We start from the raw sequence: 13,040 nt of genomic DNA on the forward strand, positions 1-13,040 counted from the left end.
TCGCGGGTTTTCCCCGCCACCCGAGGCCTGGGGCCCCTTATTTCGACCCGGGAGACCCGGGGTAGAAGAGTTTGCACGCCCGGCGCATCGGATAATGCTGCCAAGGCGCCCATCGATCGCCCTCGGATCCCTTGATGACATATCGCAGGTCATTGGCTTCGGCAGCAGCAGTCAGGCTTTCGATAGAGGCGGAGCCATCGACCCGGATCTTGCCACGCGGCGCAAGGATTTCTTCAACGAGATAGGCTGAGACCCCAGCGATCACGGGCGTATTGGGGACTATGGGCGGCGCCTCCCCCCTGAGCGAAATCGCTTTTCCATCCAGGCAAGAGGTCACGACGAGATACTGGGTAACACGGCACCCCGATTTTTCGCGAACAAGCTGCGAAACAAGGCCATTGCCAAGGTCTGCTACAGGCGCACCAGAGACGGTGTCGCGCCCATATTCCCCAGGCTCACTGTCAGCGTTGACGAAACTGCCATCCGCAGAAAAGGCGATAAGATTGTTCCAGCGGTCGGTCAGGAAAGAACAGGCGGCAGCCGGGCCAGCAGACAGAAAAACGACGACGCCGAGCATCGCTGCCCGTCCTGCCGTCTTGATCTGAGCCGCCGTGGTCACCATGTCTTCCTTCACAAGCGGTGCGCCTGAGCTCACCCTACGCGGGAGGCGGGTTGCGACCCGCCCTGCCCCTGTCTTCCCGGGCGCGGTGCGCTGAAGCGCACCCTACGCGCTACCCGCCCCGCCTGCGTAGGGTGCGCTTCAGCGCACCGCCACCCGTCACAACCCGTCACTTCCAGAGGCTGCGCGCCTCGGGATAGAAATCGTCGCAGCCGCATTCCGCCCGCGCCGCCTTGTCGTCGCCCACCTTCGGCAGCTTGCCGCTGGTCACCTCGTAGCCCGCCTGCGAGGCCAGCCCGGCGAAGAGATCACCATTCGCCAGCTTGCCCTGCTTCTTCAGCTTGTCGACGAAGGCGAACATGTCGCCGCTGGCCGGGATGCCCTTGGAGCTGTCCTTCAACAGATACTCCGCATTCAGCTGCACGATGGCCCGCGTCGCGCAGTTGATCAGCGAGAAGCGCTCTTTCAGACCATCGGCATTGGCATCCTCGGTCTTGAAGCCGACGAAGCCGTTGCCCAGGTCCATGGCCGGGTATTCCTTGTGCACGCCGAAGCTGTTCTTGGCCTCGGACCCGCAATGCGGGAGCTGCTTGATCGTTTGCAGGGTCGAATCCTGCGCCATGGCCGCGCCAGCCGCCAGGATCGCCAAAGTCGCCAGAAGAATACGCATCATCACCCTCCGAAAAACGCGAGCCCTGCCCGCTTACAAACCCTGGCCCGGCTTGACGTCCACCATCTCCAGCGCCTTGGCCGGATCGCGCCACATCTGGTGCAGGACGTTTTGCCGCTTGATATCCTTGCGATGCCGGAGCGTCAGAACGATGGCGCCGATCATGGCGACCAGAAGGATCAGACCCGACAGCTGGAAGAGATAGAGATAGGTGTCATACATCAAGAGCCCGAGCGCCTTGGTGTTTTCCGTCACCGCCGCATCGGGCGTCACGGCCTGGCGGAGCCCCATTGCCCCCTCGGAGGTCGCCCAGGCGCCGAGGCCGAAGCCCAACTGGATCAGCACCACCACCGCGACCAGAAGGCCCAGCGGCATGTATTTGACCATTTCGGATTTCAGCTCGGCGAAGTCGACGTCCAACATCATGACGACGAAAAGGAACAGAACCGCGACGGCGCCGACATAGACGATGATCAGAAGCATCGCCACGAACTCGGCCCCCAAGAGCACCATGAGCCCCGCCGCCGAGAGGAAGGTCAGGATCAGCCACAGGACCGAATGGACCGGGTTGCGCGAGAGCGTCACCATGAGGGCCGCCACGACCCCCACGATGGAAAAGGCATAGAATGCCAGAACTGCCACAGTCATTCGGGGCTCTCCTCGGTTTCGGCAAAGACGGCGCGTGCGGTTTCCAGCGCCTTCTGCGTGGCGGGCAAGCCGCCGAACATGGACATCTGCCAGATCGTCTCGGCGATCTCGCGTTGGGTGGCGCCGGCTTTCAGCGCGTTCTGGATGGTCAGCCGCATCTGCGGCTCCCCGACCGGGCCAAGGACGGTGAGGGCGGCGACCGTCACCAGGAAGCGCGTGCGCGCGTCCAGCCCATCGGGGTTGAAGGTCTTGCCGAAGAAAGCCTCGATCATTTCCTTCGGCATCGAAGGGAAGAACTTCTCGAAGGCCTTGGGGTCTGCGCCAATGCCCCCGGTGAAGGCGCGGGCCATCTGCTGGCCGCTCTCCATCATGGTCTGGAAGAATCTGGCGAAATCTTCGGTCATTGGGTCACCGATAGGGCGCGTCGAGTTCAAGATTGCGGGCGATCTGGGCTTCCCAGCGCGCGCCGTTGTCCAGGAGCTTTTCCTTGGTGTAGAAGAGCTCTTCCCGCGTCTCGGTCGCGAATTCGAAATTCGGCCCCTCGACGATGGCATCGACCGGGCAAGCCTCCTGGCAGAAGCCGCAGTAGATGCATTTGGTCATGTCGATGTCGTAACGCGTGGTGCGGCGCGAGCCGTCTTCGCGGGGTTCGGCATCGATGGTGATGGCCTGGGCCGGGCAGATCGCCTCGCAGAGCTTGCAGGCGATGCAGCGCTCTTCGCCATTGGCATAGCGGCGCAGCGCATGTTCGCCGCGGAAGCGCGGCGACAGGGGCCCCTTTTCATGCGGATAGTTCAGCGTGGCCTTGGGTGCGAAGAAGTATTTCATCCCCAGGCCGAAACCCTTGATGAAGTCCATCAGCAGGAAATACTTGGTCGCACGACCCCAATCGACAGATGCCATGGATCAGCCCCCCATCGTGTAGCGGGCCCAGAACGACCCAAGGATTTCGAACTTCGCCAGGAAGGCGATGATGACGACCCAGCCCAGCGACATCGGCAGGAAGACCTTCCAGCCGATCCGCATCAGCTGGTCATAGCGGTAGCGCGGGACGATGGCCTTCACCATGGCGAACATGAAGAACCAGAAGACCATCTTGATCAGCAGCCAGCCGAAGCCATCCGCCACCCCGGGGATGGGCGAGAGCCAGCCGCCGAAGAAGAGGATCGACAGAAGCGCGCACATCAGCCAGATCGCGATATACTCGCCCGCCATGAAGAGAAGATAAGGCGTCGAGGAATATTCCACCATGAAACCGGCGACGAGTTCTGATTCCGCTTCGGGCAGGTCGAAGGGCGGGCGGTTGGTCTCGGCGAGCGCCGAGATGAAGAACAGAACGACCATCGGCAGGTGGGGCAGCCAGTACCAGCCCAGCATGCCGTAACCCGTGTCCTGCGCGGCCACGATATTGCCGAAGTTCATCGAGCCGGTCGAGATGATGATGCCGATGATGATCAGGCCCAGCGAGACCTCGTAAGAGATCATCTGCGCGGCAGAGCGCAGCGCCCCCAGGAAGGGATATTTCGAGTTCGAGGCCCAGCCGCCCATGATCACGCCGTAGACCTCGAGGCTGGAGGCGGCGAAGACGAAGAGGATCGCCACGTTCACATTGGCGAGCACCCAGCCGTCATTGAACGGGATCACCGCCCAGGCCAGGACCGCCAGCACGAAGCTCAGCATCGGGGCGAGGAAATAGACCGGGCGATCCGCGCCCGCAGGCACCACGATCTCTTTCAGGATGAACTTCAGCGCATCGGCCACGGTCTGCAACAGACCCCAGGGCCCCACCACGTTCGGACCGCGCCGCATCTGCACGGCGGCCCAGATCTTCCGGTCGCCATAGACGAGGAACAGAAGGCTGATCATGACGAAGCCCACGATCAGCAGGCTTTGCAGCGCCATCAGCACGCCCATGCCCAAGGTTGTTTCGAAGAATCCCATGTCTCCGTTCCCTTCTTTCGGCCCTCAGACCGTCGGTATTCCCTGCGCGGCGCAATCGCGCACCGTCACTTCCGCATCGATGTTGCGCAGCCCCAGGGGCAGCGCCGCCGAGATGGTGTAAACCGCATCTCCGCGCCAAATTCCACCGCTTTCCGCGATATTGGTCCGCAAATGACGCGCGAACCCATAACCGCGGATCAAGGCATACTGCGCCGCAGCGCAACGGGCATAGGCTGCGACATCGTCCTTCGCCCTTGCCCCCTTCATCGCCACCCGGAAAGTGACCAGATCATCGTCCATGAGGATGGTCTGGACACCCTGATACTCCGGGTGGAAGTCGGATTGGCTCTGCTCCGCGCCGGTGGCGCAGCCCATGAGGGCCAGGAGGACCAGAGCCCGCTTCATCATTCCGCCGCCAGCTTGGTCATGCGGGCGGCATCCATCGCCGCAAGTTCGCCCATCGTGGTCGAGGCGCGGGCAATCGGGTTGGTCAGGTAGAAGGACCCGCGCGACAGACGGAAGCTCGCCGCCCCCATGTCGCGCAAGTTGACCGGCGTCCAGCCATTGTCGGCGACCTGGTCCACCGCGCCCAGGTGCGGATGCGCCGCAACCAGGGCCTGACGCAGCTGCGCCAGGCTGTCCCAGGGAAGCTGCTTGCCCGCCTCGGCCGAAAGCGCACGCAGGACGGCCCAGTTCTCTTTCGCCTGCCCCGGCGCGAAACCGGCGCGCATGGCGAGCTGAGGCCGGCCTTCGGTGTTCACGAAGAGCCCGTTCTCCTCGGTATAGGCCGCCCCCGGCAGGATCACATCGGCGCGGCTCGCACCGCGATCGCCATGGCTGCCCTGGTAGATGACAAAGGCGCCAGCGGCGATATCCACCTCGTCGGCGCCAAGGTTGTAGATCACATCGGCGCCCTCGGTGGCGGCCAGAAGGCCCCCCTCGGTCACCGCGCCCACATCCATGGCCCCAACCCGCGAGGCCGCCGTATGCAGGACCAGGAGCTTGGCGTCCTGCGAGGCGGCAATCGCCATGGCATGGGCCAGCACGGCCTCGCCATCGGCCTCGTTGATCGCGGATTGCCCGACGATCACAACGCCGCCCGCCGGACCCTTGTTGGCCAGGGCAAAGGCCAGGTGATCGGCCAGGGCTTTGCGGTCCGTGCCGAAGTGGTGGTAATCATAGGTCAGGTCCACGGCCTCGCCGATCAGACCCACCTGGGCGCCCTTGGACCAGGCCTTGCGGATCCGGGCGTTCAGCACCGGAGCCTCGTTGCGCGGGTTCGACCCGATGATCAGGATCCCCTTGGCCGTGTCGATATCGGAAATCCTCGCCGTGCCGACATAGGCCGAGCGGTTGCCAATCGGCAGCCGCGCCCCATCGGTGCGGGATTCCACATGGCCGCCGAAGCTTTCGACCAGGGCCTTCAGCGAGAAAGCCGCCTCGACCGGGGCGAGGTCGCCCACCAGGCCCGCCAGCTTCTTGGCACCAGAGATCGCCTTGGCCGCAGCCTCCAGCGCCTCGGGCCAGGTGGCCTTCCGCAGCTTGCCGTTCTCACGAATGTAAGGCGTGTCCAGCCGCTGGCGGCGCAACCCGTCCCAGATGAAACGCGTCTTGTCCGAGATCCATTCCTCGTTCACGTCATCATGGTTGCGCGGCAGGATGCGCATGACTTCGCGGCCCTTGGCGTCGATGCGGATGTTCGACCCCAGTGCGTCCATCACGTCGATGGATTCCGTCTTGGTCAGCTCCCAGGGACGCGCGGTGAAAGCATAGGGCTTCGAGGTCAGGGCGCCGACCGGACACAGGTCGATGATATTGCCCTGCAGGTTCGAGGCCAGCGTCTCGTTCAGGTAAGAGGTGATCTCGCTATCTTCCCCGCGCCCCGTCTGGCCCATCTGGGTGATGCCCGCGACTTCCGTCGTAAAGCGCACGCAGCGGGTGCAAGAGATGCAGCGCGTCATCTCGGTCTTGACCAGGGGGCCGAGGTTCAGGTTCTCGCTGGCGCGCTTGGGCTCGCGATAGCGCGAGAAGTCCACGCCGTATGCCATGGCCTGGTCTTGCAAATCGCATTCGCCGCCCTGGTCGCAGATCGGGCAGTCGAGCGGATGGTTGATCAGCAGGAATTCCATCACGCCTTCGCGGGCCTTCTTGACCATGGGCGTGTTGGTCTTGACTACGGCAGGCTCGCCATTCGGGCCGCCGCGCAGGTCGCGGACCTGCATGGCGCAAGAGGCCGCAGGCTTGGGCGGGCCGCCCACGACCTCGACGAGGCACATGCGGCAGTTGCCCGCGATGGTCAGCCGTTCGTGATAGCAAAAGCGCGGCACCTCGATGCCCGCGACCTCGCAGGCCTGGATGATGGTCATCGCGCCATCCACCTCGACCTCGATGCCGTCGATCAGCACTTTCTTCAGGTTCGACATGCCCATGCACCCTTCATCTTGACGCCGACAGGGCTGGCCCCCGTTTGGCGTGTTCTTCCTTCTTCGGCGCGCCAAAGGCAACATCGCCCAAGCCCGCCCACATAAATTCTTTCCGCGCCCCGGTCATTGCGACGACCTCAGAAGGCTGCCCGCCAGGGTCCCCGCCGCGATCTCGGCCCGGCCTGCCACGCAATAGCTTTCGACATCGCCTTCCTTGGCCCCCGCCTTGGCGAGGTAGCTGGCGGCAAGGGCCTTGATCCGCGCCTTTTCGGCAGGGTCCTTGAGGAAAGCCTTCACCTCGGCTTCCGAATAGCCCTGCGCGATGGCATAGGCCTTCAGGTCGCTCATCGCGCCCAGCACCACGAACATCCGCGCCGAGATCGAGGGGCAGGTGTTGCGGATCACATCGCCCACGCGGGCGGCCAGAAGCACGTCGGTCACATGGGCATCCGCCGCGATCTTGCTTTCGGCAAAGGCGGGAGCGGACAGGGACAGGATCAGGGCAAGGGTCAGGCTGCGCATGGGTTTCTCCTTTTGGGAAGAAAACCCTGCGGCCCTGGCGCCCGTCATGCCATCACGGGGGCGCGTCTTGCGGGTGATATCCGATATCCTCATGCGCAATCCCCGTCGAAAACCCAGGAATTGGGCTGCGAGAAGCGCCCCATGGCCGTGGCCGAAAAGCCCCGGTTGAACTGCGCGCAATAGGCTTCGGCCGCCTTCTTGGCCACCAGCCCCTCGGAATAGTCGAAATCGCGGCCCATGCGGGTGACGCGGAATTCGAAGCCATGGGCGGTTTGCGTGCGCGAGACGGAATAGTCGAAAGGATCACGCCGCACGAGCGAGGACCTGCCATCGACCAATGGCAGCGTCAGCGGACCATCCGCGCGGTTCTGCGGGATATCGGCGGGCAGGCAGCCCGAAAGCGCAAGGGTCAGGGCAAGGGCGCGCTTCACAGGCAGGCCCCCCGCCAGGTCCAGGCACGGGCCCCGGCCTCGACCTCTGCCGGAGCGAATCTGCGGCCAAGGACTGCGCAGGCCTGGCGACCCGCCGCCTCGGCCATGCGCTGATCGACCCGGGCCCGGTCGGCAAGCTCGACGGTCACATCGCCCGCCCCTGCCCCCTTGGTCCCGGCGACGGCCACGCGCCACAGCACCCAGCCCGAGATCACCGGAAACCGCACCGCCAGCGCGCCCTTCGTATCGGCATGGCAAACCGGGGCCGAAAGCCCCAGTGCCAGCACCAGAAGAACGCGCGCGCCCCGCATCATTCGGCCGCAATCGCCGAGAGACGGCCGGTCTTCCTGGCCTTGATCCGGTCCTCGATCTCGCCCCGGAAGGCGCGCACCAGGCCCTGGATCGGCCAGGCCGCCGCATCGCCAAGGGCGCAGATCGTATGACCCTCGACCTGCTTGGTGACCGACAGAAGCATGTCGATCTCTTCCAATTCCGCGTCGCCCGTGACGATGCGGTTCATGACGCGCATCATCCAGCCCGTGCCCTCGCGGCAGGGCGTGCACTGGCCGCAGGACTCGTGCTTGTAGAACTTGGAAAGCCGCGCGATGGCCTTGATCACATCGGTGGACTTGTCCATGACGATGACCGCCGCCGTCCCCAGACCCGAGCGCTGTTCCCGCAGCCAGTCGAAATCCATGATGGCGTTGTCGCACTGCTCCTTGGTCAGCAAGGGCACCGAGGAGCCCCCCGGGATCACCGCCTTGATATTGTCCCAACCGCCGCGCACGCCGCCGCAATGGGTCTCCAACAGTTCCCGGAGCGTGATCGACATCGACTCTTCGACCACGCAGGGGTGGTTCACATGGCCCGAGATGCCGAAAAGCTTGGTGCCGGTGTTGTTCGGACGGCCAAAGCTTGCAAACCACTCCGCACCCCGGCGCAGGATGGTCGGAACCACCGCGATCGACTCCACGTTGTTCACCGTGGTCGGGCAGCCATAAAGCCCCGAGCCCGCCGGGAAAGGCGGCTTCATCCGGGGCATGCCCTTCTTGCCCTCAAGGCTCTCCAGCAAAGCGGTCTCTTCGCCGCAGATATAGGCGCCGGCGCCGTGGTGCAGGTAAAGGTCGAACTTGTAGCCCGAACCGCAGGCGTTCTTCCCAAGGAACCCCGCCTCATAGGCCTCGTCGATGGCGCGCTGCAGCGCCTCTTTCTCGCGGATATACTCGCCACGGATATAGATATAGCAGGCATTGGCCCCCATGGCGAAGGAGGCGATCAGGCAGCCCTCGACCAGGGTATGGGGGTCATGCCGCATGATCTCGCGGTCCTTGCAGGTGCCGGGCTCGGATTCGTCGGCATTCACCACCAGGTAGGACGGCCGCCCATCCGACTGCTTCGGCATGAAGGACCACTTCATCCCCGTCGGGAAGCCCGCGCCGCCACGACCACGCAGACCCGAGGCCTTCATGATGTCGATGATCTTGTCGCGGCCAAGCGCCAGGATGCCCGCCGTGCCATCCCAATGGCCCCGCTTCATCGCCCCTTTGATCGAGCGGTCGTGCATCCCGTAGAGGTTGGTGAAGATGCGGTCCTTGTCGTCAAGCATCCGTCTGCTCCTTCATCTCCGGCCGTCAGGGCCTGTTTGTCTGGCCCAGACGCCAGAGCCGGTAAGTTGCGACCAACGTCCAGAAGAACGCGGCCAAAGCGGCGAGATCCGCCAGCAAGGCATATTTCGGCGGCCAGCCATATTGCGCCCCGATCTCCTGCACGATCAGCCAGAGCCCCATCGTCGCCACCAGGGCGACACCGATGCGCTTGGCCATCCGCGCGCGGAGATCATCCGCGCTCAATGGTGCCCGTGCCCGTGATCGTGGTCGTGATCCCCGGAGGCAGGCGCCTCCCAGAACTGTGCCAGGAGCACGGAGAAAACGACGAAGACGCCAAGCGCCAGAACCACCGATCCGGTGATCGGCGCGCCGAACCAGCGCGCCAGGGCCGCCGTGACAACAGCCGCCACCAGGGCCCAAAGCCAGCCGCCGGGGAAAGGGCCGTCGCTCTCGATATGATCGTGATGATCCATGTTACGCCTGCACCCAAGGAGTGGTGATCGGAACTTCCGTCCCGTCGATCCGCTTGACCGTATCGCCGACATCGACCGCAATCTGGGCCGAGCCGTTGTATTGCGTCTTGCCGCTTTCGAAATCCTTCAGCGAGGTCAGCCCCCCCAAGGGCTCCGAGGCATAGCGGCCATTCTGCGGACCGGGGACCGGAACCTCGCCCTTGCCGAAGCGGGCGATGAGGTCGCGCAGCTTGTCGGCCGTCAGGTCCTCGTAATAGTCCTTGCCGATCTGGGCCATGGGCGCATTGGAGCAAGCCCCCATGCACTCGACCTCTTCCCAGGAGAACTTGCCATCGGCCGAGACCTGGTGGGCAGAGGGCGCAATCAGCTCCTTGCAGACCGCGATGAGTTCTTCGGCGCCGCAGATCATGCAGGAGGTCGTGCCGCAGACCTGGATATGGGCCACGGTTCCAACCGGTTGCAGTTGGAACATGAAGTAGAAGGTCGCCACTTCCAGCGCGCGGATATAGGCCATGCCGAGCATCTGGGCCACATATTCGATGGCGGGACGGGTCAGCCAACCCTCTTGCTCTTGCGCCCGCCACAGAAGCGGGATGATCGCCGAAGCCTGACGACCCTCGGGATATTTCGAAATCTGCCCCTTGGCCCATTCGAGATTCTTCTCGGTGAAGGCGAAAGAGGCGGGTTGGTCTTTATGCAGGCGGCGCAGCATCAGCGGTCGACCTCTCCGAACACGATATCCATGGTGCCGATGATGGCGGCGACGTCGGCCAGTTGGTGGCCCTTGCACATGAAGTCCAGCGCTTGCAGGTGCATGAAGCCCGGGGCGCGGATCTTGGAGCGCCAGGGCTTGTTGGTGCCATCAGCCACGAGATAGACGCCGAACTCGCCCTTGGGCGCCTCGACGGCGGCATAGACCTCACCAGCGGGGACGTGGAAGCCTTCGGTGTAAAGTTTGAAGTGGTGGATCAGGCTTTCCATCGAGGTCTTCATCTCGGCGCGCTTCGGCGGCGAGACCTTGCCGCGTGCGAGCACGTCGGTCTGGGCGGCAGGCTCGCGCAGCTTGGCGGTGGCCTGGGTGATGATCTTCACCGATTCCTCCATCTCGGCCATGCGGACGAGATAGCGGTCATAGCAGTCGCCGTTCTTGCCCACGGCCACCTTGAAGTCGAATTCGTCATAGCATTCATAGGGCTGCGCGCGGCGCAGGTCCCAGGCCAGGCCCGAACCCCGCGCCATGACGCCCGAGAAACCCCAATCCTGGATGTCCTGCTCGGAGATGATCCCGATATCGGCATTGCGCATCTTGAAGATGCGGTTCTCGGTCAAGAGCCCATGCAGGTTGTCCAAAGTCTTCTGGAACTGCGCGGCCCAGGCGTCGATATCGTCCAGCATGCCCTTGGGCAGGTCCTGGTGGACGCCACCGGGGCGGAAATAGGCGGCGTGGAGACGGGCGCCACAGGCGCGCTCATAGAACTCCATCAGCTTTTCACGCTCTTCAAAGCCCCACAAAGGAGGGGTCAGCGCGCCCACGTCCATGGCCTGGGTCGTGGTGTTCAGGATGTGGTTCAGGATCCGCCCGATCTCGCAGAAGAGCACCCGAATGAGGCTGGCGCGGCGGGGGATCTGGATGCCCGCCAGCTTCTCGATGGCCAGGCACCAGGCATGTTCCTGGTTCATCGGCGCCACATAGTCGAGGCGGTCGAAATAGGGCAGGTTCTGCAGGTAAGTCCGGCTCTCCATCAGCTTCTCGGTCCCGCGATGCAAGAGACCGATATGCGGGTCGCAACGCTCGACGATCTCGCCGTCAAGCTCCAGCACCAGGCGAAGAACGCCATGCGCCGCAGGGTGTTGCGGGCCGAAGTTCAGGTTGAAGTTGCGGATGCGCTGCTCGCCCGTCTCGCGGTCGGTCGTGCCATCGTCATAGGCATTCACGCGGATATCGCCGTCCATCATCTCAAGCCTTCTTTTCATCGCCCGGAAGGATGTATTCGGCACCCTCCCACGGCGACATGAAATCGAACTGCCGGTATTCCTGCACCAGCTTGACCGGCTCGTAGACAACGCGCTTCAGCGCCTCGTCGTAGCGAACCTCGGTATAGCCGGTGGTCGGGAAGTCCTTGCGCAAGGGATGGCCGCGGAAGCCATAGTCGGTCAGGATGCGGCGCAGGTCGGGGTGGCCCGAGAAGAGGATCCCGAACATGTCGAAGGTCTCCCGCTCCATCCAGTTGGCGGAGGGGTGGATGCCGATGGCCGAGGGGACCATGTCGGTCTCGGCCACGGAAGCCTTAACGCGGATGCGCGCGTTGGTGTACATCGAGAGGAGGTGGTAGACGACCTCGAAGCGCGCGGGCCGCTCGGGGTGATCAACGGCGGTGATGTCGACGAGACTGTTGAACCGGCAGGCCTGGTCGGCCTTGAGGAAAGACAGCACCGGCAGAAGATCGGCCAGGGTGACGACCACGGTCAGCTCACCGAAGGCGATTTCCGGGCAGACTTTCTCGCCCAGTTTTTCGACCAGGTGGGCCGAGAGATTTTGCAGCTTTTCCATGGGTTACCTCACCAGGGTGCCGGTGCGGCGGATCTTCCGCTGCAATTGCAGGATGCCGTAAAGCAGTGCCTCGGCCGTGGGCGGGCAGCCCGGGATATAGATATCCACCGGGACGATGCGGTCGCAGCCACGGACCACCGAGTAGGAATAGTGGTAATAGCCGCCGCCATTCGCGCAGGAACCCATCGAGATCACGTAGCGCGGCTCGGGCATCTGGTCATAGACCTTGCGCAAGGCCGGCGCCATCTTGTTGGTCAGCGTGCCCGCCACGATCATCAGGTCGGACTGGCGTGGGCTCGCGCGGGGCGCGGTGCCGAAACGCTCGAGGTCATAGCGCGGCATGGAGACATGGATCATCTCGACCGCGCAGCAGGCGAGACCAAAGGTCATCCACATCAAGGAGCCGTTGCGCGCCCAGTTGATCACATCCTCGGTCGAGGTGAGCAGAAAGCCCTTGTCCTGCAGCTCGGCATTCAGGGCCTGGGTGGCAACCTCGCGGTCCACCCCCGCAGCGTTTCCGGTCATCACGCCCATTCCAAGGCCCCCTTCTTCCATTCATAGGCGAAGCCCACGGTCAGCACGGCCAGGAAGACCATCATCGACCAGAAGCCCAGCATCGAGATATCGGCAAAAGCCACGGCCCAGGGGAAGAGGAAGGCCACTTCCAGGTCGAAGATGATGAACAGGATCGAGACGAGGTAGAAGCGCACGTCGAACTTCATCCGCGCATCGTCGAAGGCGTTGAAGCCGCATTCATAGGCCGAGACCTTTTCCGGGTCGGGATTGCGCACCGCGAGGACGGCGGCGGCCAGGATCAGGATGATCCCAAGGCCGACAGCCACGGCCAAAAGCACGAGAATGGGGAGGTAGTCGCTTGAGAGCGTATCCACGAAGGGCTCCTTCAACCGGATTGAACGGGCATGGCGCGCCCGCAGCATTGGGCTTGGGTTTAGCGCCGTGGTGGGGCGGGGTCAACCAAGGGGAGGTTAATTTGACCCCGGGGGCAAAGATTTTGCGGTTGCCAAAGGGTTGAAGGCGCTGGTGTTTTTCTTGAGTGTTTTTATCGGGAATGCAGGTGCTGTTGGCGCTAACGGAGCGCGGGTCGGGGGGCTGTCTGCCCCCCGGCGCCTTTCAGGCGCTCCCCCCGAGGATATT

Annotated in this window: 18 protein-coding genes and 1 pseudogene; all 19 read right to left on the bottom strand. The window is 63.7% G+C overall.

The features are described 5' to 3' along the window. Window positions 1–37: 37 nt before the first annotated feature. Window positions 38–622 (bottom strand): hypothetical protein, encoded by a 585-nt coding sequence (locus GV832_RS08080; protein ID WP_168774338.1) that lies wholly within the window; start codon window positions 620–622, stop codon window positions 38–40. 166 nt (window positions 623–788) lie between these two features. Beyond that, the gene (locus GV832_RS08085) at window positions 789–1,292 is read right to left on the bottom strand and encodes a hypothetical protein (protein WP_168774339.1); all 504 of its coding nucleotides are present in this window, start codon (window positions 1,290–1,292) and stop codon (window positions 789–791) included. Window positions 1,293–1,322: 30 nt separating this feature from the next. Further along, on the bottom strand, window positions 1,323–1,937 hold the full coding sequence (locus GV832_RS08090) for an NADH-quinone oxidoreductase subunit J (RefSeq protein ID WP_168774340.1): 615 nt from the start codon (window positions 1,935–1,937) through the stop codon (window positions 1,323–1,325). After that, window positions 1,934–2,341, bottom strand: a complete 408-nt coding sequence (locus GV832_RS08095; RefSeq protein WP_168774341.1) for a carboxymuconolactone decarboxylase family protein — start codon at window positions 2,339–2,341, stop codon at window positions 1,934–1,936. The genes GV832_RS08090 and GV832_RS08095 overlap by 4 nt, the downstream gene beginning before the upstream one ends. Window positions 2,342–2,345: 4 nt before the next feature. Then, on the bottom strand, window positions 2,346–2,840 hold the full coding sequence (gene nuoI, locus GV832_RS08100; RefSeq protein WP_168774342.1) for an NADH-quinone oxidoreductase subunit NuoI: 495 nt from the start codon (window positions 2,838–2,840) through the stop codon (window positions 2,346–2,348). Window positions 2,841–2,843: 3 nt separating this feature from the next. After that, on the bottom strand, window positions 2,844–3,878 hold the full coding sequence (gene nuoH, locus GV832_RS08105; protein WP_168774343.1) for an NADH-quinone oxidoreductase subunit NuoH: 1,035 nt from the start codon (window positions 3,876–3,878) through the stop codon (window positions 2,844–2,846). A 24-nt stretch (window positions 3,879–3,902) separates the two neighbouring features. Then, window positions 3,903–4,286: a YNQ4 family lipoprotein gene (locus GV832_RS08110; protein WP_435531752.1), complete on the bottom strand. Its 384-nt coding sequence runs from the start codon at window positions 4,284–4,286 to the stop codon at window positions 3,903–3,905. Then, a complete protein-coding gene (nuoG, locus tag GV832_RS08115) occupies window positions 4,283–6,301 on the bottom strand; it encodes an NADH-quinone oxidoreductase subunit NuoG (protein WP_168774344.1) in 2,019 nt (672 codons plus the stop codon). The genes GV832_RS08110 and nuoG overlap by 4 nt, the downstream gene beginning before the upstream one ends. Before the next feature lie 123 nt (window positions 6,302–6,424). Further along, a complete protein-coding gene (locus GV832_RS08120) occupies window positions 6,425–6,823 on the bottom strand; it encodes a DUF5333 domain-containing protein (protein ID WP_168774345.1) in 399 nt (132 codons plus the stop codon). Window positions 6,824–6,912: 89 nt separating this feature from the next. Next, on the bottom strand, window positions 6,913–7,254 hold the full coding sequence (locus GV832_RS08125; RefSeq protein ID WP_168774346.1) for a hypothetical protein: 342 nt from the start codon (window positions 7,252–7,254) through the stop codon (window positions 6,913–6,915). Next, window positions 7,251–7,568, bottom strand: a complete 318-nt coding sequence (locus tag GV832_RS08130; RefSeq protein ID WP_168774347.1) for a hypothetical protein — start codon at window positions 7,566–7,568, stop codon at window positions 7,251–7,253. Before GV832_RS08130 ends, GV832_RS08125 begins: the two co-directional genes overlap by 4 nt. Further along, window positions 7,565–8,860, bottom strand: coding sequence for an NADH-quinone oxidoreductase subunit NuoF (gene nuoF / locus GV832_RS08135; protein ID WP_168774348.1), 1,296 nt, complete (start codon window positions 8,858–8,860; stop codon window positions 7,565–7,567). The genes GV832_RS08130 and nuoF overlap by 4 nt, the downstream gene beginning before the upstream one ends. Before the next feature lie 25 nt (window positions 8,861–8,885). After that, a complete protein-coding gene (locus tag GV832_RS08140) occupies window positions 8,886–9,104 on the bottom strand; it encodes a DUF5337 family protein (protein WP_227754306.1) in 219 nt (72 codons plus the stop codon). Further along, on the bottom strand, window positions 9,101–9,334 hold the full coding sequence (locus GV832_RS08145; protein ID WP_168774350.1) for a hypothetical protein: 234 nt from the start codon (window positions 9,332–9,334) through the stop codon (window positions 9,101–9,103). Before GV832_RS08145 ends, GV832_RS08140 begins: the two co-directional genes overlap by 4 nt. A gap of 10 nt (window positions 9,335–9,344) precedes the next feature. Continuing rightward, window positions 9,345–10,046: pseudogene (gene nuoE, locus GV832_RS08150) on the bottom strand (NADH-quinone oxidoreductase subunit NuoE); the annotation flags it as partial. Beyond that, window positions 10,046–11,290 carry an NADH-quinone oxidoreductase subunit D gene (locus GV832_RS08155; RefSeq protein WP_168774352.1) on the bottom strand — a complete coding sequence of 415 codons (1,245 nt, stop codon included), beginning with the start codon at window positions 11,288–11,290 and terminating at the stop codon, window positions 10,046–10,048. The gene GV832_RS08155 and the pseudogene nuoE, both read right to left, overlap by 1 nt. A gap of 1 nt (window position 11,291) precedes the next feature. Beyond that, window positions 11,292–11,885 (bottom strand): NADH-quinone oxidoreductase subunit C, encoded by a 594-nt coding sequence (locus tag GV832_RS08160; RefSeq protein ID WP_168774353.1) that lies wholly within the window; start codon window positions 11,883–11,885, stop codon window positions 11,292–11,294. A 3-nt stretch (window positions 11,886–11,888) separates the two neighbouring features. Next, entirely contained in the window at window positions 11,889–12,419 is a 531-nt protein-coding gene (locus GV832_RS08165; RefSeq protein WP_168774354.1) for a NuoB/complex I 20 kDa subunit family protein, read from the bottom strand. Further along, complete coding sequence (locus GV832_RS08170; protein WP_168774355.1) at window positions 12,410–12,775, bottom strand: NADH-quinone oxidoreductase subunit A; 366 nt, start codon at window positions 12,773–12,775, stop codon at window positions 12,410–12,412. The genes GV832_RS08165 and GV832_RS08170 overlap by 10 nt, the downstream gene beginning before the upstream one ends. Between the last annotated feature and the right edge of the window lie 265 nt (window positions 12,776–13,040).

This window comes from Stagnihabitans tardus (assembly GCF_009925085.1).
GTDB lineage: Bacteria > Pseudomonadota > Alphaproteobacteria > Rhodobacterales > Rhodobacteraceae > Stagnihabitans > Stagnihabitans tardus.